This window comes from Streptomyces sp. Rer75, from assembly GCF_013414305.1.
In the GTDB taxonomy this organism is placed as follows: Bacteria; Actinomycetota; Actinomycetes; order Streptomycetales; family Streptomycetaceae; genus Streptomyces; species Streptomyces himastatinicus.
The window spans coordinates 2,885,280-2,903,978 of sequence record NZ_CP058693.1 but is presented as its reverse complement, the minus strand read 5'-3'; the positions used below and the strand labels follow the sequence as shown (position 1 = coordinate 2,903,978).

The following is an 18,699-nucleotide window of genomic DNA, read 5'->3' as shown; positions in this document are numbered from 1 at the left end:
GACGATAAGCAGACGGGATTTCCCGGGCATGACCCGTTTGTTTCACCCAGGTTAACCGGGTCAGGGGCCGTTACGGGCGTATGCGGGCCGTCGCAGTACCGTATGGAGCGTGGACAAGAGGCAAGCAATCGGATCCTGGCTTTCCGGCCCCCGCGCGGCCGCCGAGGAGATGGGCGTCGACCTGGGCTACCGCGGCCAGGGGCTGGGGCTGCCCGAGAGCGGACCGGGCGCGATCGCACCGCTCGGGCGCCGCCTCGGGGCGCTCTTCATCGACTGGGGCCTGTGCGTGCTCGTCTCGTACGCGCTGCTGGCGGGCCGCAATCCGCAGGCCGCCGGGAACTGGGCGCTGCTCGTCTTCCTCGTACTCAGCCTGCTGACCGTGGGCACCGTCGGCGCGACCCCCGGCAAGCTGCTGCTCAAGCTGCGGGTGATCGGCGAGGGCGGGGCGCGGCTCAGCCTGCCGCGGGCGGTGCTGCGCAGCGTGCTGCTCGTGCTCGTCATCCCCGCGGTCGTCTTCGACCGCGACACCCGCGGACTGCACGACCGGCTCTCCCGGGCCGTGCAGATCCGCGTCTAGAGCACGGATTGCACACGGATTGCATACGAAAGGCGGCCCGGGACTTCCTGTCCCGGGCCGCCTTCGTTACGTGGAGTCTCGGCGTACGGCCGCTCAGCGGCCCTTCGGCATGCGCATGCCCTTGGGCATCGGGCCCTTCGGGATCGGCATGTTGCTCATGAGGTCACCCAGCGCCCGCAGCCGCTCGTTCACGACCGTCACCTGCGCGCCCGGCAGCACCCGCGGCAGCTTCAGCAGCGTGGTGCGGAGCTTCTTGATCGGCACCTGGCCCTCGTCGGTGCCGACGATCACATCGTGCACCGGGACGTCCGACACGATGCGGGCCATGCGCTTCTTCTCGGCGGCCAGCATGCCCTTGAGCCGGTTCGGGTTGCCCTCGCCGACGAGCACGATGCCCGCCTTGCCGACGGCCCGGTGGATGACGTCCTGGTTGCGGTTCATCGCCACCGCCGGGGTCACCGACCAGCCGCGGCCCACGTTCTCCAGAACGGCGGCCGCCGCGCCCGGCTGGCCCTCCATCTGTCCGAACGCCGCCCGCTCGGCGCGGCGGCCGAAAATGATCGCCATCGCGAGGAAGGCCAGGACGAAGCCCAGGATGCCCAGGAAGACGGGGTGACCGATCAGGAAGCCGATGCCGAGGAGGACACCGAAGGTGATGATCCCCACGCCGGCGACGACAAGGCCGACCTTGGAGTCGACCCGTTTGGTCATCTTGTAGGTCAGGGCGATCTGCTTCAGTCGCCCGGGGTTCTCGGATGTTTCCTTCCTCGCCATAAGGCGAAGTTTACGTGGCCTGGGAAGCCCCGGTGGACACGGCCTCCAGTACGTGCTGGGCCTCGGTCCGGTCCTTGGCGCGGCGACGGTCCTCAAGGACAGCGGTCCAGGCGTTGCGCCGGGCTGTGCGCTGGCCACCGCGCAGCAGCAGTCCCTCCAGGGCGAGCAGCGCGTCGGTCACGGACGGGCGTACGGGCGCAGCCGGCATGGGTACCCCTCGGGAGCGGCGGATTATCACGAACGCACGCAGCTATGAGCGGTGCGTGGTTTTATCGTTACCCAATGGTGTTACCAGTGTGTGACCGGTCGGTCAAACACCGGTGAAGCCTTGGATCGGGCTGCTACTACGGCTGTGAACTGCGGTTTTGCAAAAGCGCCGAGTGGCCGGTGTGCCCGTCCTCACACAGCGTGTTGCTCACACCGACGCTCGTCCCGACGGTTGCGGCGACGGGTGCGAACGGCAAAGGGCGGCGTGAACCAGCTGGTTCACGCCGCCCTTTGCCGTATCGGTGTCGTATCGGTGTCACACCGCCTGCGCCGTGTTCGCCCGCTGGTCGATGGCCTGCTGGTACAGGCGCCCCGCGCGGTACGACGAGCGGACGAGGGGGCCGGACATGACACCGGCGTAGCCGATCTCGTCCGCCTCCTCCTTCAGCTCCACGAACTCCTGCGGCTTCACCCAGCGCTCCACCGGGTGGTGCCGCGCGGAGGGGCGCAGGTACTGGGTGATGGTGATCAGCTCGCAGCCCGCGTCGTACAGGTCCTGGAGCGCCTGGCTGATCTCCTCGCGCTCCTCGCCCATGCCCAGGATCAGGTTGGACTTGGTGACGAGCCCCGCCTCGCGGGCCTTGGTGATGACCTCCAGCGACCGCTCGTAGCGGAAGCCGGGGCGGATGCGCTTGAAGATCCGCGGGACGGTCTCGACGTTGTGCGCGAGCACCTCGGGGCGGGACGAGAAGACCTCGGCGAGCTGGTCGGGGTCCGCGTTGAAGTCCGGGATCAGCAGCTCGACGCCGGTGTCCGGCATGAGGGAGTGGATCTGCCGCACGGTCTCCGCGTACAGCCAGGCCCCGCCGTCCTCCAGGTCGTCGCGGGCGACGCCGGTGATCGTCGCGTACCGCAGCTCCATCGTCTGTACGGATTCGGCCACCCGGCGCGGCTCGTCGCGGTCCAGCGGCTGCGGCTTGCCGGTGTCGATCTGGCAGAAGTCACAGCGCCGGGTGCACTGGTCGCCGCCGATGAGGAACGTGGCCTCGCGGTCCTCCCAGCATTCGAAGATGTTGGGACAGCCCGCCTCCTGGCACACCGTGTGCAGGCCCTCCCGCTTCACCAGGCCGTGCAGCTCGGTGTACTCGGGGCCCATCTTCGCCCGCGTTTTGATCCACTCGGGCTTGCGCTCGATGGGGGTCTGGCTGTTCCGGACCTCCAGACGCAGCATCTTGCGTCCGTCGGGTGCGACTGCGGACACGTCCGGCACTCCTCTTTGCTTGGCGAGTCTGGGTGGCGCGGCTTTCGAATCGTCGGCGGTCACCAGGGTACGCCCGTCATTCGTACGGATTTACGTCCAGGGCAACCGGTGAGGTCGGGGGCCGCATTCCCCCGGGCCCTGCCTACACGGCGCGGGGCAGCGGGACGGAGGACTCCACGACCGCCCGCAGGTGCTTCTCGACCACCGGGGTCACCTCGGCGACCGTCACGTCCCGGCCCAGCTCCGCCGACAGCGACGTCACGCCCGCGTCCCGGATGCCGCACGGCACGATCCGGTCGTACGAGGTGTTGTCCGGATTGCAGTTGAACGAGAAGCCGTGCATGGTCACGCCCTTGGCGACCCGCACACCGATCGCGCCGAGCTTGCGGTCCTCGCGGCGCTGCCCGGCGTTGGACGGGGCGTACTCCGGGCCGTTCAGCCGCGGGTCGAACTCCTCGTCCTCCACCCGCGGGTCGAAGTCCAGCGTCAGCCCGCCGAGCGCCGGGCGCCGGTCCACCGGGTCGCCCAGCACCCACACCCCGCTGCGGCCCTCCACGCGGGTGGCCGCCACGCCGAAGTCGGCGCAGGTCAGCAGCATGGCCTCCTCCAGCCGCCGGACGTGCGCGACGACGTCCACCGGGCGCGGCAGCTTGAGGATCGGATAGCCCACCAGCTGGCCGGGGCCATGCCAGGTGATCTTGCCGCCGCGGTCCACGTCCACCACCGGGGTGCCGTCGAGGGGGCGCTCGTTGTCGGCCGTGCGCCGCCCCGCCGTGTAGACGGCCTGGTGCTCGAGCAGCAGACAGGTGTCCGGGATCTCGTCCGCGAAGCGGGCCGCGTGTACCCGGCGCTGCTCCTGCCACGCCTCCCGGTATTCGACGGCGTCCGCCCCGAACCCCAGATGGACGTAGCGCAGTCGCGTCTGCGAAGCAGGGGGCGTCTCCGGGGACGTTGCGGTCACGGCAAGCTCCTCTTCGGACCTCGTAACAGTTGGCAGTGCCTCCGCCACTGTACGACCGCGCGCTTTCGGACCCCTATCCGGCTCGTTCTCACACGATCGGATGAAAGGAGTCCGACGAGCGCGATCAGCCCGCTACAGCCAGTTAAATTCACGCCGTTCCAGAGAGCGAATCAGGGAGACCGGCAGGCTGATGACGGAACGACCCCCGCAGCGCATCCCCAATCGTCAGCTCGCCGCGCTGATTTCCGAGGCAGGCTTCTCCAATGCCGGGCTGGCCCGGCGGGTGGACCAGCTCGGCATCGAACACGGCCTCGATCTGCGGTACGACAAGACGTCGGTGACCCGCTGGCTGCGCGGCCAGCAGCCGCGCGGCACCACCCCCGCGCTGATCGCCGAGGTCTTCACCCGGCGGCTGGGCCGCCGGCTGACCGCCCAGGACCTGGGCCTTGACGCCTGTGCGCCGGTCTACGCGGGGCTGGAGTTCGCCGCCACCCCGCAGGAGGCGGTGGACATCGTCAGCGGGCTGTGGCGGAAGGACTCCGGCAGCCATGCGGAGCTGCGGAAGATCGCCTTCACCCCGGCCGGGCTCGTCGTCCCCAGCCGGGACTGGCTGATCGGACGGCCCGACGACCGGGTGGCGCGCGGTGAGCCCGCGGCCGCCGGTGGCCCGACCGTCCCCGCCCAGGGCGGCCGGGGCGCCGCCGCGGGCCGGGCGGCCGCGGTCGACCGGCCCGCTCCCGACCGTGCGGCCCCCGCCGGACGGGCACCGGTGCCCCGGCAGCGGCAGGCGGACCGGGTCCAGCGCGGGCCCGGCCACCGGGTGACCCCGGGCGACATCGCGGCGCTGCGCTCGGTCAGCGAGCTGTTCCGCACGCTGGACCAGACGTACGGCGGCGGCCACGCCCGGCAGGCCCTGGTGCGCTACCTGGAGCACGAGGGCGAGCCGATGCTGCGCGGCACGTACGGCGAGACGACGGGGCGGCGGCTGTTCGGAGCCGTCGCGGACCTGACCCGGCTGGCCGGGTGGACGTCGTACGACATCGCCGCGCACGGCCTGGCCCAGCGGTATTTCGTCCAGGCGCTGCGGCTCGCCCAGGCCGCCGGGGACCGGCCGTACGGCAGCTATGTGCTGGTGACCATGAGCCGCCAGGCCGTCTATCTGGGCCACGGCCGGGAGGCCGTCCAGCTCGCCAGGGTGGCCCAGCAGGGCGTGGGCGGCGGCGCCCCGCCGGTGCTCCAGTCCCTGCTGCACGCGGTCGAGGCGCGCGGGCACGCGGTGCTGGGCGAGGTGCGGGCCTGCACCGCCTCGCTCGCCCGCGCCGAACGGGCGCTGGAGACGTCGCGGCCGGGCGACGACGTGCCGTACTGGGCGCGGACCTTCGACGAGGCGCAGCTGGCCGACGAGTTCGGCCACAGCCACCGGGACCTCCAGCAGTACCGGGCCGCCGCCCAGCACGCGGAGCGCTCCCTGCGGCTGCGCGGCGCCGGGTTCGCCCGCAGCCGCCTCTTCAGCCGGGTGGTGCTGGCCACGGCCCGGCTGGGCCTCGGCGAGCTGGAGCAGGCGTGCGCGCTGGGCGCGGAGGCGGCGCAGCAGGCGTCCGAGATGCGGTCGGCGCGGGCGCTGGACTACGTACGCGACTTCGAACGCCGCCTGGAGCCGTACCGGGACGCGGCCCCGGTCCGCGGCTACCGCGAACGGGTCGCGGCACTGGGCTAGCCCGCACCGTTGCGTCGGGTCGGCCCGCGGCGTCAGGGGGTACCTCCCGGCGGTGGCTGGGGGCGCGTGCCAGGCGTCGCGGGTCCGACGCGGCTTGCGGACACCCCTAGCCCGCGGCGACCCCGAACGTGTGGGCCAGGCCCGCCGTGCCCTTCTCCGTCACATCGACCACCCGGCGCCGCGTTCCCCGGCGGATCCAGTCCAGCTCGAAGAGCCGGTCGGTGAGGGCGGCGCCCAGGGCGCCCGCCAGGTGGTGGCGCTGTTCGGTCCAGTCCACGCAGTAGCGGATCAGGGGGCGGCGGCCGTGGAGCTGGTCCGCGTCCACGCCGAACGCGGCCAGCTCGGCCCGCCCCCGGTCGGTCAGCCGGTACGGGGTGTCGTTGCCGGGGGCGGACAGCCGGTCGCGTGCGGCCGTCTCCGGGTGGTGTCGTCCGTCGCCGCCGGTCAGCACGCCGCGTTCCAGCAGGGCGCCCATCAGCGCCACGCCCAGGCCGCCCGCGACGTGGTCGTAGCAGGTGCGGGCCCGGCGCAGGGCGTTGGCGTGGGTGGACGCCCGCAGCGACGTGACCGGCAGCGGCGGCGCGATCCTGGCCAGCGCCTCGATGGCCTCGCCGACGGCGGGGCCGGTCAGCCGGTAGTAGCGGTGCCGCCCCTGCCGTTCGACGCGTACGACACCGGCCTCCAGCAGCTTCGCCAGATGCCCGCTCACCGTGGAGGCGCTCACCCCCGCCTCCGTGGCCAGCACGCTCGCGGGCAGCGCCCGCCCCTCCGCGAGCGCCAGCAGGATCCGGGCGCGGGAGGCGTCCGCGAGGGCGGTGGCGGCGCGGGCGATGTCCGCGTCACGGGCGGGAGAGGTGGGAGAGGCGGGGGAGGCGGCCATGGGTTCAGCGTAGGCCGCGGTCGCTTCGGTGCCGGGCGAAGTGTGGGCGTGCCCCCGGGCCGTATGGCGGTGCCCGGGGCCGCTCAGGACGCCGCCCCGAACACCTCCTCCGCCTCGGCGATCGCCCGCGCCAGGACTTCCGGCTCGGGCCGCAGCCCGGCCGTGATCGTGTCGAGGCGGCCCAGGCCCGCCCGCCGCAGGAGCCGCTTTTCGTTGGTGACCCACTCGCCGCGCGCCGCCAGCACCGCGTGGCCAGTCTGCATGGCGGCGGTGGCCAGCGCGCCAGCGACCTCGGTGGCCTGGCCGCGCCGGGCGTACGAGCCCTTGGCGTACGCGAGCGTCAGGGCGGCCCGGTCGCGCCAGAACGGGGGTGCAGCCGCGCGCAGTGCCTCCGGGTACGCGGGGCGGGGCAGGGTGCCGCGGAGCACCTGGTTGACGGCGAGTTCGGCGACGACCAGATAGCTGGGGATGCCCGCGAGGTGGAACATGAGCGGTTCCCAGTGGAAGCGGCCCCGCCGGGCCTCGGCGAGTTCGTGGTCGACGACGTCGAGGTCGCGGTAGTGGACATCGACGTGGCGGCCGTCGATGGTGAGCCAGGCGCCCCCGTTGAAGACGCCCCCGCCCCAGGCGCCGACCTCGGAGACCTCGCCCTCCCAGCCCGCCGCGCGGCCGACCGCGCGCAGTTCGGCCGGGTCGAAGTCGCCCCGGTAGTAGAGGGCCAGGTCCCAGTCGCTGTCCGGGGCGTGGGTCGCTTGAGCGCGCGAGCCGCCAAGGGTGACGGCGTGCACGCCGGGCAGGGCGGCGAGCCGGTCGGCGGCGTGGTCGAGGAAGGTGTCGTCGGTCATGAGGTGACGGCTTTTCACGGGCGTATAAAACAGAGGTCGGCGGCACCCTGTCAATGTCGTTTATTCATCGAGCGTGGACCGCTCGGGCGCGCCTTACATCGAAGGATGTACGTCGTTCCGGTACCTGGGAAGGAAATACCTGTACACCTGTCATATCCCGCTCCCGCGACCTTGGTTGGGGGATATACGGTTCCCGTGTCCCCCTCCGCAGAGCTGAGGAATGGTGATGAGGGCATGGGCTTGGCAATCGGCATGATTTCGGTGGGGATCGGCTCCGTCGTCATGAACGCCAAGGGGAAGGATTACGTCTTCCTGGCGTGGGCCGCGGATTTTCAGCCGGCGCTGGGAATACTGCTGGCCGGGGCAGGCTGTCTGCTCGGTGTGACGCAGGGGATAAAGGCGCTCAAGAAGTGATGCGCAAGCACACCGTGGCCATATCGGAATCCTGTCCCGCGGGAATTGCTCTACGCCTCCGATCGCGTCGTCGATGCGGGCGGAATCAGGCCGCCGCCGCGGGGACCGCCGGGGTGTCGGAGCCGGGGGTGGCGCCGAAGTCCTGGAGCACCGCGCGGGCGGCGCGGCGGCCGGAGACGAGGGCGCCCTGCACGGTGCTGGCGTCGCGGTGGTCGCCGCATACGTACAGCCCCGACAGCAGCCGCACCGGGCGCCGCAGGTCGTGGGGCGCGGGCATGGCGGGTACGGCGTGCGGGTCGTGGTGGGCGGCCAGCAGCTCCCAGTCGGTGGTGGAGGTGCCGTAGACGGTGGCGAGCTGGGCCCTGGCCTGCCGGTCGAGTTCGGCGGTCGGCAGGCCCGCGGCGGCGCCCAGCACGGTGGAGGTGATCAGCACCCGGCCGCCCGGCGCGCGCGAGGGGTCGACCTCGCTCGCGACCGTGGTGTGGGCGACGGGGCCCTGGCCGCCTGCCGCGAGGATCAGCGCGGGTTCGCGCAGCGGCGGCTGGTCGGCGGTGTGGTGCAGCACGGTGACCGGGTGGAAGGCGGGCAGTCGCAGCCCGGGGAGGAGTTCGGCGGCGTCGTGCGCCCCGGTGGCCACCAGCACCGCCCGGCAGCGGAACTCGCCGTGTCCGGCGGTGGTCACGGTGGTGGTGGCGGCCGAGGTGGCCCGTACGCCGGTGCGGACGGTCCCCGGCGGCAGCGTGGCGGCCAGCAGTTCGGGGACGGTGGCGGCGCCGCCCGCCGGAAGGCACAGCCTGCCGCGGGCGTAGCCGCGCAGCACCAGGTCGGCGCAGCGGCTGGAGGTGTTCAGGCCCGGGTCGCTCAGCAGCGAGACGAGGAGCGGGCGCAGCACGCTCTCGACGGTGCGAGCGGGAAGGCCCCGCCCCGCCAGGGTCTCGTGGACCGGCCGGTCGGGGCGGGCGAGGAGGCGGTCCGCGGGCAGGGCGGCGAGCCTGCCGAGCGCGGCACCGAGTCGGGCCTGATCGAGTCCGCCGCCCAGGGGCGCGCGGGCAGCGCTCGCGAGAGCGCGCGCCGTGGTGAGTGCGCCCCTTGTGCTCCGGGAACCGCTCCGGGAGCCGCGGGGGGTGCCGATCCGCTGCGTACGGCCGTCGCCGTGCACCAGCACCCCCTGGGAGAAGGGGCGCAGGGCGAGGGTGTCGAGTCCCGGGGTGTGCCGCAGCTCGGGGAAGGAGGTGTTCACCAGCTGCCCGGTGCGGTCCAGCCGGAAGCCGTCGACGGTATCGGTGGTCATGCGGCCGCCGACCCGGGGCGCGGCCTCCAGGACGGTGACCTCCATCCCCGCGCCGGTCAGCAACTGGGCGGCGGCCAGCCCCGCGAGTCCGGCTCCCACGATGACGACGTCCGTGCGGTGCGCGCTGGTGAGCACGTTCCCTCCCCGGGGTCGGGATGGAGCGGATTGGAACGGTCACGACGGTAAGGGCAAAAACGGTCGATGACAGACGCGCATCGACCGAGCACGGGCGCACAACGGTCGCACGCCGATCGGGTTCGGCCGTTCCGTTTCGGGACGTCCCGTTCCCCTACGACACGTCCCGTTCCCCTGCGACCCGTCAGCGCCGCCCTCCCACCGCCGCCTTCAGGGCCTCCTCGATATGCGGGTAGGTGAAGGAGAAGCCGGAGTCCAGGAGCTTGCGGGGGAGGGCCCGGACGCTGCCGAGGATGTCGGTGGACATCTCGCCCAGGGCGATCCGCAGCGCCGGGGCGGGCACGTGGAGGAGCGTCGGACGGCGCAGCACCCGGCCCATGGCCTCGGTGATCTCACGGTTGGTCACGGGGGAGGGGGCGGTGAGGTTGACGGGGCCGCTGAGGTCCGCCGTGTCCAGGATGTGGCGCAGCGCGGCGATGTGGTCGTGCAGGGCGATGAAGCTCCAGTACTGCCGACCGCTGCCCATCCGCCCCCCGAGGCCCGCCTTGAACAGCGGGAAGAGCCGCCCCCACGCGCCGCCCTCGGGTGCGATCACCAGACCGCTGCGGATGAACACCGTGCGCACCTCCGCCTCCTGCGCCGCGGCGGTCGCCTCCTCCCAGTCCTGGCAGAGGTCCGGGAGGAAACCGTGCCCGGGGGGCGCGCTCTCATCGACCGCGCGCTCCCCCGTGTCCCCGTAGAACCCCACCGCGCTTCCGCTGACCAGCACCCGCGGCGGGGTGTCCAGGGAGGCCACGGCCTCGGCGATGGCGGCCGTGCCCAGCACCCGGCTGTCCCGCAGCTCCTTCTTGTACGCATCGGTCCAGCGGTGCTCGCCGATGCCCGCGCCCGCGAGGTGGACGACGGCCTCACACCCCGTCAGCCCGGCGGTGTCGACCCACTGCCGGTGCGGATCCCACTCGACTTCCGCCTCCTCGCGGGGAGTTCGCCGCACCAGCCGCACGACCTGGTGGCCGTCCCGGCGCAGGGAGTGGACGAGGGCCGTCCCGATGAGCCCGGTGGAACCGGTGACCGCGATGCGCATGGCCCCATCCTGCCCCCGATCTTGCGGGGGATGTCGGACGTCGAGGAGCGCGTGGCAGAGTGACAAGCATGTCCGAGCCCTCTGCCCCGACTCACCCGTCCGCCGTGCCCGCGCCGCTGATCCGCCGCGCCGTGCTCGACGACGAACAGGAGCTGGTCGCTCTGGAGCGCCGCACCTGGTCGACGCTGCACTCCGTGCTGCCGGCCCCGGAGCCGCCGTACGACGCCTTCTTCACCCACCGCAACCGCCCCGTCCACAACATGGTGGCCGAGCTGGACGGGCGCCCCGTCGGATTCGTGCGGCTCGTCCCGCCGACGCAGCTGGCCAGCAACGCGCACGTCCGCCAGATACAGGGGCTCGCCGTGGACCCGCGGGTGCGCGGCCGGGGCGTGGCGCGGGCGCTGCTGCGCGCGGCGTACGAGGAGGCGCTGCGGCAGGGCGCGAGCCGGATCACCCTGCGGGTGCTCGGCCACAACCTCCCGGCGCGGCGGCTGTACGAGTCGGAGGGGTTCGTGGTGGAGGGCGTCCTGCGGGGGGAGTTCCTGCTGGACGGCGCGTACGTGGACGATGTGCTGATGGCGCGCCCCCTCACCAACGGCGCCCTCACCGACGGCCCCCTCACCGACGGCGCTGCCTGACGTCAGTCGCGGAAGCGCTCCCAGAGCCGGGGGTACCGCGCCGCCAGCGCCTCGTCGTCCTCGAAGTCGATCGTTGCGCCGACCGGCTCGTCCGGCCGCTCGGGGATCCCCAGGTCCGGCAGCACCGCGCCGGTGAGCTGCTCGTACGCCTCGTCCGCCGCGAACCCCAGGTCCTCGCAGTCGCCGTCCACCTGCTCGTCGAAGTCCTCCAGCAGCTCGGCCAGCGCGTCCGGGTCGTGCAGCGCGCCCTCGAAGACGTCCCGGCCTTGGCCGATCAGCCAGTAGCGGAACGCCTCGAAGGCGTCCTCGCTGACGCCGCCCAGCAGCACCCAGGCGGCGCCCCACAGATCCCAGCGGTACGCCCGGTTGGCGCGGGCCTCGAAGTGCCGGGCGAAGTCCAGCACGGAGTCCGGGTCGAGCTGTGACAGCTGCTCGACGAGCAGGTCGGACTGGTCCTCGGGGTCGCCCTCGGCAGCCTCCCGAGCGCTGTCGACCAGCCCCCAGAACTCCGTCTCGTCCATCATCACGGGACCAGCATCGGCCCTCGCGCCCACCCCCGCACGCGGAGCGACCCAGATGCGGCCCTCTTGTTATATGCGACATAACGTGTCGGGTTTCCTTGCGATCGTCGAACGCGTCACTGAGGACGGCTCCACGGAGAGGACACACATACGTGAGCACACAGGGCACGCGGGACGCACAGGGGCCACTGGCGGGCAAGGTCGCACTCGTCGCGGGCGCCACGCGCGGCGCGGGCCGGGCCATGGCCGTCGAGCTGGGCGCGGCGGGCGCCACCGTCTACGCGACGGGGCGCACCACCCGGGACCGGGTCAGCGAGGTCGGGCGGCCGACGGAGACCATCGAGGAGACCGCGGAACTGATCACGGCGGCGGGCGGCACGGGCATCGCGGTGCCGACCGACCACCTGGAGCGGGAGCAGGTACAGGCGCTCATCGAGCGCATCGACCGCGAGCAGGGGCGGCTGGACGTCCTGGTCAACGACGTATGGGGCGGTGAGCACCTGATCGTGTTCGGCAAGAAGACCTGGGAGAACGACCTGGACGGGGGTCTGCGGATGCTCCGGCTCGGCGTCGAGACCCACCTGATCACCAGCTATTACGCGCTGCCGCTGCTGATCCGGAACCCGGGCGGCCTGGTGGTCGAGATCACCGACGGCAACGAGGAGTTCAACAAGACCTACCGGGAGAACCTCTTCTTCGACCTCACCAAGAACGCCCCCATCCGCACCGCCTTCGGGCTGGCCCAGGAGCTGAAGGAGTTCGACGGCACGGCGGTGTGCGTCTCCCCGGGCTTCCTGCGCTCCGAACAGATGCTGGACCACTTCGGGGTGACCGAGGAGAACTGGCGGGACGCGCTGGAGAAGGAGCCGCACTTCGCCATCGCCGAGACGCCGCACTTCGTCGGGCGGGCGGTCGCCGCGCTCGCCGCCGACCCGGACCGGGCGCGCTGGAACGGGAAGTCCGTGTTCAGCGGGGACCTCGCCAAGGTCTACGGCTTCACCGACCTCGACGGCTCCCGACCGGACGCCTTCGGGTACTTCCGTGACGTCGTCTTCGGCGGCAAGGAGGGCACGGCCGCCGACTACCGGTAGCTACGTGTAGAGGTCTCCCATCCGCCGTGCCGCCGCCGCGAACCGCTCCCGCAGTTCCGGAGGCGCCAGCACCTCCGCCTCCGGGCCCAGGGGGAGGAGCTGGGCGTACGCGACCTCGGCGGACTCCACGGGCAGGGTCACGGTGATCCGCCCCTGCTCGTCCGGCTCCCCGGCGGACCGTACAGCCTCCTCGGCCGCCGTACGGTCCGTGACGTACGGCAGGCTGCGGGCGCCCTCCGGGGTGAGGCGCAGGGTGACCTCCTCGCGGAGGATCGAGCGCGCGAACTGCGCCGCCCGCTCCTCCCAGAAGGCGGGCAGGTCGAACGTCTCGTCGCGCCGGAACCGGTCCTCGCCGGGCGCGGGCCCGACCGCGGCGAGACGGTCCACCCGGTAGACCCGGAAGTCGCCGTGCGGGCCGTCGGCGCGGGCCGCCAGATACCAGACGCCCGCCTTGAGGACGAGCCCGTACGGCTCCAGCTCCCGTTCCACCTCCGTGTCCCGGCGGCGGTAGCGGACCGCGAGCCGCCGGTCGTCCCACACCGCGTCGGCGACGTCCGGCAGCAGCGAGGGCGTCTGCGGCTCCTGCCACCACCCCGGGGCGTCGAGGTGGAAGCGCTGGGCCACCGTGTGGGAGGCGTCGCGCAGCTCGGGGAGCAGCGCGGCGGAAACCTTCAGCCGGGCGGCGGAGGCGGCGTCGGCGAGCCCCATCTCGCGCAGCGCGGACGGCACGCCGGACAGGAACAGCGCCTCGGCCTCGGTGCGGCCGAGGCCGGTCAGCCGGGTGCGGTAGCCGCCGATGAGCCGGTAGCCACCGGCCCGGCCGCGGTCCGCGTACACCGGGACCCCGGCCTCGGAGAGCGCGGCGGCGTCCCGCGTCACCGTGCGCTCCGAAACCTCCAGCTCACGCGCCAGCTCGGCCCCCGTCATCGAGGGCCGAGCCTGGAGCAGGAGCACCATCTTGATCAGCCGCGCGGCACGCACCGCCCCATCATGCCGTGACGGGGCGGTGCCGCGGGGTCAGATGCCGTAGCGCTCGGCGGCCTCCTTGGGGGCCGTGCTCTTGACCACGCCCTGCTTGGCGAGCCGGGCCAGCGCGGTGACCACGATCGACGGGACGTCCACGCCGAAGTGGCGGCGGGCCGCCTCGCGGGTGTCGGAGAGGCCGAAGCCGTCGGTGCCGAGCGAGTACCAGTCCTGCTCGACCCACTGGCTGATCTGGTCCGGTACCGCCCGCATCCAGTCGCTGACCGCGAGGACCGGGCCCGGTGCGCCTGCCAGGGCACGGGTGACGTACGGGACCCGGTCTTCGCCGTTGAGCTGCGCCGCGTCACAGGACAGGGCATCGCGGCGCAGCTCGCTCCAGGAGGTGGCGGACCACACGTCGGCGGCCACGCCCCAGTCGTCGGCGAGCAGTTTCTGGGCCTCCAGCACCCAGTGGATGGCGGTGCCGGAGGCGAGGAGCTGGATACGGGGGGCGTCGGCGGCGGGCGCCTCGGCCTCCTGGAAGCGGTACAGCCCCTTGACGATGCCTTCCTCGACGCCGTCGCGCTGCGGCATCGGGGGCTGCACCTTGGTCTCGTTGTAGACCGTGAGGTAGTAGAAGACGTCCTCGGCCTGCGGGCCGTACATCCGCCGCAGCCCGTCCCGCACGATGACGCCGACCTCGTACGCGAACGCCGGGTCGTAGGCGAGCGCCGCCGGGTTGGTGGAGGCGATCAGGTGCGAGTGGCCGTCGGCGTGCTGGAGGCCCTCACCGGTCATGGTGGTCCGGCCCGCGGTGGCGCCGATCAGGAAGCCGCGGCCGAGCTGGTCGGCGAACGCCCACATCTGGTCGGCGGTGCGCTGCCAGCCGAACATCGAGTAGAAGATGTAGAAGGGGATCATCGGCTCGCCGTGCGTCGCGTACGACGTGGCGGCGGCGGTGAAGTCGGCCATCGAACCGGCCTCGGTGATCCCCTCATTGAGGATCTGACCGTTCTCGGCTTCCTTGTAGTACAGGAGCTGATCGCGGTCGACCGGGTCGTAGGTCTGGCCGAGCGGGGAGTAGATCCCGGCGGTCGGGAAGAGCGACTCCATGCCGAAGGTACGGGCCTCGTCGGGCACGATCGGCACCCAGCGGTGGCCGGTCTCCTTGTCCCGCATCAGGTCCTTGACCAGGCGCACGAAGGCCATGGTCGTGGCGATCTCCTGGCTGCCGGAGCCCTTGGCCAGGGTCTCGAACGGCTTGGCCGCGGGCTCGGGCAGGGCCACCGGGTGGACCTTGCGGGCCGGGGCGGGGCCGCCGAGCGCGGCACGGCGCTCCTGGAGGTAGCGGACCTCGGGGGAGTCCGGGCCGGGGTGGGCGTACGGAACGAGGCTGTCGTCCAGCTTGCTGTCCGGGATGGGCAGCTCCAGGAGGTCGCGCATGGCGCGGAACTCCTTGCCGGTCAGCTTCTTCATCTGGTGGTTCGCGTTGCGCGACTCGAAGGTGGGGCCGAGCGTGTACCCCTTGACGGTCTGGGCGAGGACGACCGTCGGGGCGCCCTTGTGCTCCACGGCCGCGCGGTAGGCCGCGTACACCTTGCGCGGCTCGTGGCCCGCGCGGGAGGTGTGGAAACACTCGGCCAGCTTGGCGTCGGACAGCGACTTCGCCAGCTCCGCGAGGGCCGGGTCGGAGCCGAAGAAGTGCTCGCGGATGTAGGCGGCGTCGCGGGTCGCGTACGTCTGGAACTGGCCGTCGGGGACCTCGCGCAGGCGGCGCGCCAGCGCACCGGAGGCGTCCCGGGCGAACAGCTCGTCCCAGGCGGAGCCCCACAGCGACTTGACGACGTTCCACCCGGCGGCGCGGAACTGGGCCTCCAGCTCCTGCACGATCTTGAAGTTGGCGCGCACCGGGCCGTCGAGGCGCTGGAGGTTGCAGTTGATGACGAACGTGAGGTTGTCCAGGCCCTCACGCCCGGCGAGGGCGAGGGCGGCGGTCGACTCCGGCTCGTCCATCTCGCCGTCGCCGAGGAAGGCCCATACGTGGGAGTCGGCGGTGTCCTTGATGCCGCGGGCGGCCAGGTAGCGGTTGAAGCGGGCCTGGTAGATCGCGGAGATGGGGCCGATGCCCATCGAGACGGTGGGGAACTCCCACAGCCACGGCATCCGGCGCGGGTGCGGATACGAGGGCAGGCCGTCGCCGCCCGCCTCACGGCGGAAGTTGTCGAGGTGCTGCTCGGTCAGCCGGCCGTCGAGGAAGGCGCGGGCGTAGATGCCGGGGGAGGCGTGGCCCTGGATGTAGAGCTGGTCGCCGCTGCCGTCGGCCTCCTTGCCGCGGAAGAAGTGCTGGAAGCCGGTCTCGTAGAGCCAGGCGGCGGAGGCGAAGGTGGCGATGTGGCCGCCGAGGCCGTCCGTGCTGCCGCGGGTGACCATCGCCGCCGCGTTCCACCGGTTCCAGGCGGTGATCCGGCGCTCCATGGCCTCGTCACCGGGGAACGCGGGCTCCGCGGCGGTCGGGATGGTGTTGACGTAGTCCGACTCCAGCAGCGGCGGCAGCGACAGCCCGGTGTCCTCGGCGCGCTCCAGGGTGCGGCGCATCAGGTACGAGGCGCGGTGCGGTCCGGCGGCCTGGGTGACGGCAGCGAGCGAGGCGCCCCACTCGGCGGTCTCCTCGGGGTCCCGGTCGGGGAACTGGTCGAGCGCACTCGGCTGCGTGCTTGCGAGATCGGTCATGCGGTCGACTGTAAGTTCTGATCGATGATCGATCAAAGTAGGTGAAGGGAAAAACTTGTCCGTACGCCGAAATTGGCATTCCGTGCCTCGAAATCAGGCACGCGGTGCACAGCCGAGCACATGGGCCTTGACCAATTCACCCACCCGCGGATCCCGTCGCCGGAACGCGTCCACCACCGCCTGGTGCTCCTCGGCGTACGACTGCTGAACGGTGCCCAGCCAGCGGATCGACAGCGTCGTCCAGATCTCGATGCCCAGCGACTCCCAGGTGTGCAGCAGCACGCTGTTGCCCGATGCCCGCACCAACTCCCGGTGGAAGGCCACGGTGTGCCGCACCTGGGCCTCGCCGTCGGCCCTGCGGTCCGCCTCGTACAGCGCCCGCACCTCGGGCTCCAGCGCCGAGGTGTCCTCGGCCAGCCGGGGCGCCGCCAGTTCGGCGGCGATCTGCTCCAGACCGGCCCGCACCGGATAGATCTCCTCCAGGTCGGCCGCGGTCAGATTCCGCACCCGGACGCCCTTGTTCGGAGCCGACTCGATCAGCCGCAGCGTCTCCAGCTCGCGCAGCGCCTCCCGTACGGGCGTCTGGCTCACCTCCAGCTCCGTCGCGATGCGCCGCTCCACGATGCGCTCGCCCGGCTTCCACCGCCCGCTGACGATGCCCTCCACGATGTGCTCGCGGATCTGCTCGCGCAGCGAGTGGACGACGGGCGGGATCATAGGGAGCGCTCCTTCGGAACCAGCGGTGAACGGAAGTCATTATCCAGGCAGCGGAAGCATCGCGGTCCGCAGCCGGAAAGACACGAACCGCAAAGACTCGAAAAAGGGCCGCGCCCCGCACGGAAGCCCGTGCGGGGCGCGGCCGTCTGCCGGAGGGGGCTCAGAGACCGAGCTCGACCTCGAACTCGCCGGCCTCCAGGATCTCCTTGACCGCGGTCAGGTAGCGGGCCGCGTCGGCACCGTCCACCAGGCGGTGGTCGTAGGAGAGCGCCACGTACGTCATGTCGCGCACCGCGATGGTCTCGCCCAGCTCCGGGTGGTCGATGACCACCGGGCGCTTGACGGTCGCGCCGATGCCCAGGATGGCGACCTGGTTCGGGGGCACGATGATCGTGTCGAACAGCGCACCGCGCGAGCCGGTGTTGCTGATCGTGAAGGTGGCACCGGACATGTCGTCCGGGGTGATCTTGTTGGAGCGGACCTTGCCCGCGAGCTCCGCCGTCTTCTTGGCGATGCCCGCGATGTTCAGGTCGCCCGCGCCCTTGATGACCGGGGTCATCAGGCCCTTCTCGGCGTCCACCGCGATGCCGACGTTCTCGACGTCGAAGTACGTGATGGTGTCGTCGTCGTTGATCCGGGCGTTGACGGCCGGGTGGCCCTTCAGCGCCTGGACGGCGGCCTTCACGAAGAACGGCATCGGCGAGAGCTTGACGCCCTCACGCTGCGCGAACCCCTCCTTGGCCTGGGCGCGCAGCCGCATGACCTTGGTGACGTCCACCTCGACCACGCTGGTCAGCTGGGCCTGGCCGTGCAGCGCCTTCATCATGTTGTCGCCGATGACCTTGCGCATCCGCGGCATCTTGATGGTCTGGCCGCGCAGCGGGGAGACCTCCTGCTTGGCCTTCGGCGCGGCGGCGGCCGGAACCGGCGCCTGGGTCTGGGCCGCGGCCTTGGCGGCCTCGGCGGCGGCGATGACGTCCTGCTTGCGGATGCGGCCGCCGACGCCGGTGCCCTTGACGGTGCCCAGGTCCACGCCGTTCTCCGCGGCGAGCTTGCGCACCAGCGGGGTCACGTACGCGCCCTCGGCCTCGGGGGAGGCCGGAGCCGGGATGGACGGTGCCTTGGCGGCCGGGGCCGGGGCGGGCGCCGCCGGAGCCGGAGCCGGAGCCGGGGCCGGGGTGGGCTCCGGAGCGGGGGCGGGCGCCGGGGCCTCCTCCTTGACCGGCTCGGGAGCCGGGGCGGGGGCGGCCGGGGCCTCGGCGGGCGCGGCGGCCGGAGCGGCACCCGCGGCGCCGATCACGGCGAGCTTGGCGCCGACCTCGGCGGTCTCGTCCTCGCCGACCAGGATCTCCAGCAGGGTGCCCGCGGTCGGGGCCGGGATCTCGGTGTCGACCTTGTCGGTGGAGACCTCGAGCAGCGGCTCGTCGGCCTCGACCGACTCGCCGACCTCCTTGAGCCAGCGCGTGACGGTGCCCTCGGTGACGCTCTCGCCGAGCGCCGGGAGGACCACATCGGTGCCCTCGGCGCCACCCGACGGGGCGGCGGCGGGGGCCGGGGCCTCGGCCGCGGGGGCCGGGGCGGGCTCGGGCTGGGCCGCCGGAGCGGGCTCGGCGGCCGGGGCGGGGGCCTCGGCCGGGGCGCCCTCGCCGTCGTCGATGACGGCCAGCTCGGCGCCGACCTCGACCGTCTCGTCCTCGGCCACCGTGATGGACGTCAGCACACCGGCGCTGGGCGCCGGGATCTCGGTGTCGACCTTGTCGGTCGAGACCTCGAGCAGCGGCTCGTCGGCCTCGACGCGCTCACCTTCGGCCTTGAGCCAGCGGGTGACGGTGCCCTCGGTCACGCTCTCGCCGAGCGCCGGCAGGGTTACGGATACCGCCATGGTGTTCGGTT

Annotated in this window: 18 protein-coding genes; 5 read left to right on the top strand and 13 right to left on the bottom strand. The window is 72.4% G+C overall.

The features are described from left to right. The first annotated feature begins 109 nt into the window (after positions 1-109). Positions 110-577, top strand: coding sequence for an RDD family protein (locus HYQ63_RS12175; RefSeq protein ID WP_179933832.1), 468 nt, complete (start codon positions 110-112; stop codon positions 575-577). Between the two features lie 93 nt (positions 578-670). Here HYQ63_RS12175 and HYQ63_RS12170 read toward each other — a convergent pair whose 3' ends face one another. The 4 genes from HYQ63_RS12170 to lipB form a co-directional block, all read right to left on the bottom strand. Beyond that, on the bottom strand, positions 671-1,351 hold the full coding sequence (locus HYQ63_RS12170; RefSeq protein WP_123105633.1) for a DUF4191 domain-containing protein: 681 nt from the start codon (positions 1,349-1,351) through the stop codon (positions 671-673). A gap of 10 nt (positions 1,352-1,361) precedes the next feature. After that, a complete protein-coding gene (locus HYQ63_RS12165; RefSeq protein ID WP_179933831.1) occupies positions 1,362-1,559 on the bottom strand; it encodes a hypothetical protein in 198 nt (65 codons plus the stop codon). A 315-nt stretch (positions 1,560-1,874) separates the two neighbouring features. Beyond that, complete coding sequence (lipA, locus tag HYQ63_RS12160) at positions 1,875-2,819, bottom strand: lipoyl synthase (protein WP_039939242.1); 945 nt, start codon at positions 2,817-2,819, stop codon at positions 1,875-1,877. Positions 2,820-2,961: 142 nt separating this feature from the next. Continuing rightward, positions 2,962-3,780: a lipoyl(octanoyl) transferase LipB gene (gene lipB / locus HYQ63_RS12155; RefSeq protein WP_179933830.1), complete on the bottom strand. Its 819-nt coding sequence runs from the start codon at positions 3,778-3,780 to the stop codon at positions 2,962-2,964. Positions 3,781-3,970: 190 nt separating this feature from the next. Here lipB and HYQ63_RS12150 point away from each other — a divergent pair, with 190 nt between their 5' ends. Next, positions 3,971-5,497: a regulator gene (locus HYQ63_RS12150; protein WP_179933829.1), complete on the top strand. Its 1,527-nt coding sequence runs from the start codon at positions 3,971-3,973 to the stop codon at positions 5,495-5,497. Between the two features lie 106 nt (positions 5,498-5,603). On the opposite strand, the gene HYQ63_RS12145 is transcribed toward HYQ63_RS12150, so the two are convergent. Continuing rightward, positions 5,604-6,377, bottom strand: a complete 774-nt coding sequence (locus HYQ63_RS12145; protein WP_179933828.1) for a helix-turn-helix transcriptional regulator — start codon at positions 6,375-6,377, stop codon at positions 5,604-5,606. 83 nt (positions 6,378-6,460) lie between these two features. After that, a complete protein-coding gene (locus HYQ63_RS12140; RefSeq protein ID WP_179933827.1) occupies positions 6,461-7,222 on the bottom strand; it encodes a nucleotidyltransferase domain-containing protein in 762 nt (253 codons plus the stop codon). Between the two features lie 234 nt (positions 7,223-7,456). Here HYQ63_RS12140 and HYQ63_RS12135 point away from each other — a divergent pair, with 234 nt between their 5' ends. Further along, positions 7,457-7,636, top strand: coding sequence for a hypothetical protein (locus tag HYQ63_RS12135; RefSeq protein WP_179933826.1), 180 nt, complete (start codon positions 7,457-7,459; stop codon positions 7,634-7,636). Between the two features lie 85 nt (positions 7,637-7,721). Here HYQ63_RS12135 and HYQ63_RS12130 read toward each other — a convergent pair whose 3' ends face one another. Then, the gene (locus HYQ63_RS12130; RefSeq protein ID WP_179933825.1) at positions 7,722-9,062 is read right to left on the bottom strand and encodes an NAD(P)/FAD-dependent oxidoreductase; all 1,341 of its coding nucleotides are present in this window, start codon (positions 9,060-9,062) and stop codon (positions 7,722-7,724) included. 184 nt (positions 9,063-9,246) lie between these two features. Beyond that, positions 9,247-10,146: a TIGR01777 family oxidoreductase gene (locus tag HYQ63_RS12125; RefSeq protein ID WP_179933824.1), complete on the bottom strand. Its 900-nt coding sequence runs from the start codon at positions 10,144-10,146 to the stop codon at positions 9,247-9,249. Between the two features lie 68 nt (positions 10,147-10,214). Here HYQ63_RS12125 and HYQ63_RS12120 point away from each other — a divergent pair, with 68 nt between their 5' ends. After that, positions 10,215-10,784, top strand: coding sequence for a GNAT family N-acetyltransferase (locus HYQ63_RS12120; RefSeq protein ID WP_179933823.1), 570 nt, complete (start codon positions 10,215-10,217; stop codon positions 10,782-10,784). A gap of 2 nt (positions 10,785-10,786) precedes the next feature. Here HYQ63_RS12120 and HYQ63_RS12115 read toward each other — a convergent pair whose 3' ends face one another. Further along, positions 10,787-11,305 carry a DUF4240 domain-containing protein gene (locus tag HYQ63_RS12115; RefSeq protein ID WP_179939999.1) on the bottom strand — a complete coding sequence of 173 codons (519 nt, stop codon included), beginning with the start codon at positions 11,303-11,305 and terminating at the stop codon, positions 10,787-10,789. Positions 11,306-11,457: 152 nt separating this feature from the next. On the opposite strand from HYQ63_RS12115, the gene HYQ63_RS12110 reads away from it, so the two are divergent. Then, positions 11,458-12,396 carry an SDR family oxidoreductase gene (locus tag HYQ63_RS12110; RefSeq protein WP_179933822.1) on the top strand — a complete coding sequence of 313 codons (939 nt, stop codon included), beginning with the start codon at positions 11,458-11,460 and terminating at the stop codon, positions 12,394-12,396. Here HYQ63_RS12110 and HYQ63_RS12105 read toward each other — a convergent pair whose 3' ends face one another. The 4 genes from HYQ63_RS12105 to sucB form a co-directional block, all read right to left on the bottom strand. Continuing rightward, a complete protein-coding gene (locus tag HYQ63_RS12105; protein ID WP_179933821.1) occupies positions 12,397-13,377 on the bottom strand; it encodes a YafY family protein in 981 nt (326 codons plus the stop codon). 36 nt (positions 13,378-13,413) lie between these two features. Next, positions 13,414-16,089: a pyruvate dehydrogenase (acetyl-transferring), homodimeric type gene (aceE, locus tag HYQ63_RS12100; protein WP_179933820.1), complete on the bottom strand. Its 2,676-nt coding sequence runs from the start codon at positions 16,087-16,089 to the stop codon at positions 13,414-13,416. A gap of 93 nt (positions 16,090-16,182) precedes the next feature. Further along, on the bottom strand, positions 16,183-16,806 hold the full coding sequence (locus tag HYQ63_RS12095; RefSeq protein WP_055551003.1) for a GntR family transcriptional regulator: 624 nt from the start codon (positions 16,804-16,806) through the stop codon (positions 16,183-16,185). Between the two features lie 160 nt (positions 16,807-16,966). Continuing rightward, complete coding sequence (gene sucB, locus HYQ63_RS12090) at positions 16,967-18,688, bottom strand: 2-oxoglutarate dehydrogenase, E2 component, dihydrolipoamide succinyltransferase (RefSeq protein WP_179933819.1); 1,722 nt, start codon at positions 18,686-18,688, stop codon at positions 16,967-16,969. Positions 18,689-18,699 lie beyond the last annotated feature (11 nt).

Coding starts and splice junctions, on each gene's coding strand:
- HYQ63_RS12170 (WP_123105633.1), bottom strand. CDS start 1,351: ATGGCGAGGAAGGAAACATCCGAGAACCCCGGGCGACTGAAGCAGATC.
- HYQ63_RS12165 (WP_179933831.1), bottom strand. CDS start 1,559: ATGCCGGCTGCGCCCGTACGCCCGTCCGTGACCGACGCGCTGCTCGCC.
- HYQ63_RS12150 (WP_179933829.1), top strand. CDS start 3,971: ATGACGGAACGACCCCCGCAGCGCATCCCCAATCGTCAGCTCGCCGCG.
- HYQ63_RS12145 (WP_179933828.1), bottom strand. CDS start 6,377: ATGGCCGCCTCCCCCGCCTCTCCCACCTCTCCCGCCCGTGACGCGGAC.
- HYQ63_RS12140 (WP_179933827.1), bottom strand. CDS start 7,222: ATGACCGACGACACCTTCCTCGACCACGCCGCCGACCGGCTCGCCGCC.
- HYQ63_RS12135 (WP_179933826.1), top strand. CDS start 7,457: ATGGGCTTGGCAATCGGCATGATTTCGGTGGGGATCGGCTCCGTCGTC.
- HYQ63_RS12125 (WP_179933824.1), bottom strand. CDS start 10,146: ATGCGCATCGCGGTCACCGGTTCCACCGGGCTCATCGGGACGGCCCTC.
- HYQ63_RS12120 (WP_179933823.1), top strand. CDS start 10,215: ATGTCCGAGCCCTCTGCCCCGACTCACCCGTCCGCCGTGCCCGCGCCG.
- HYQ63_RS12115 (WP_179939999.1), bottom strand. CDS start 11,305: ATGGACGAGACGGAGTTCTGGGGGCTGGTCGACAGCGCTCGGGAGGCT.
- aceE (WP_179933820.1), bottom strand. CDS start 16,089: ATGACCGATCTCGCAAGCACGCAGCCGAGTGCGCTCGACCAGTTCCCC.
- HYQ63_RS12095 (WP_055551003.1), bottom strand. CDS start 16,806: ATGATCCCGCCCGTCGTCCACTCGCTGCGCGAGCAGATCCGCGAGCAC.
- sucB (WP_179933819.1), bottom strand. CDS start 18,688: ATGGCGGTATCCGTAACCCTGCCGGCGCTCGGCGAGAGCGTGACCGAG.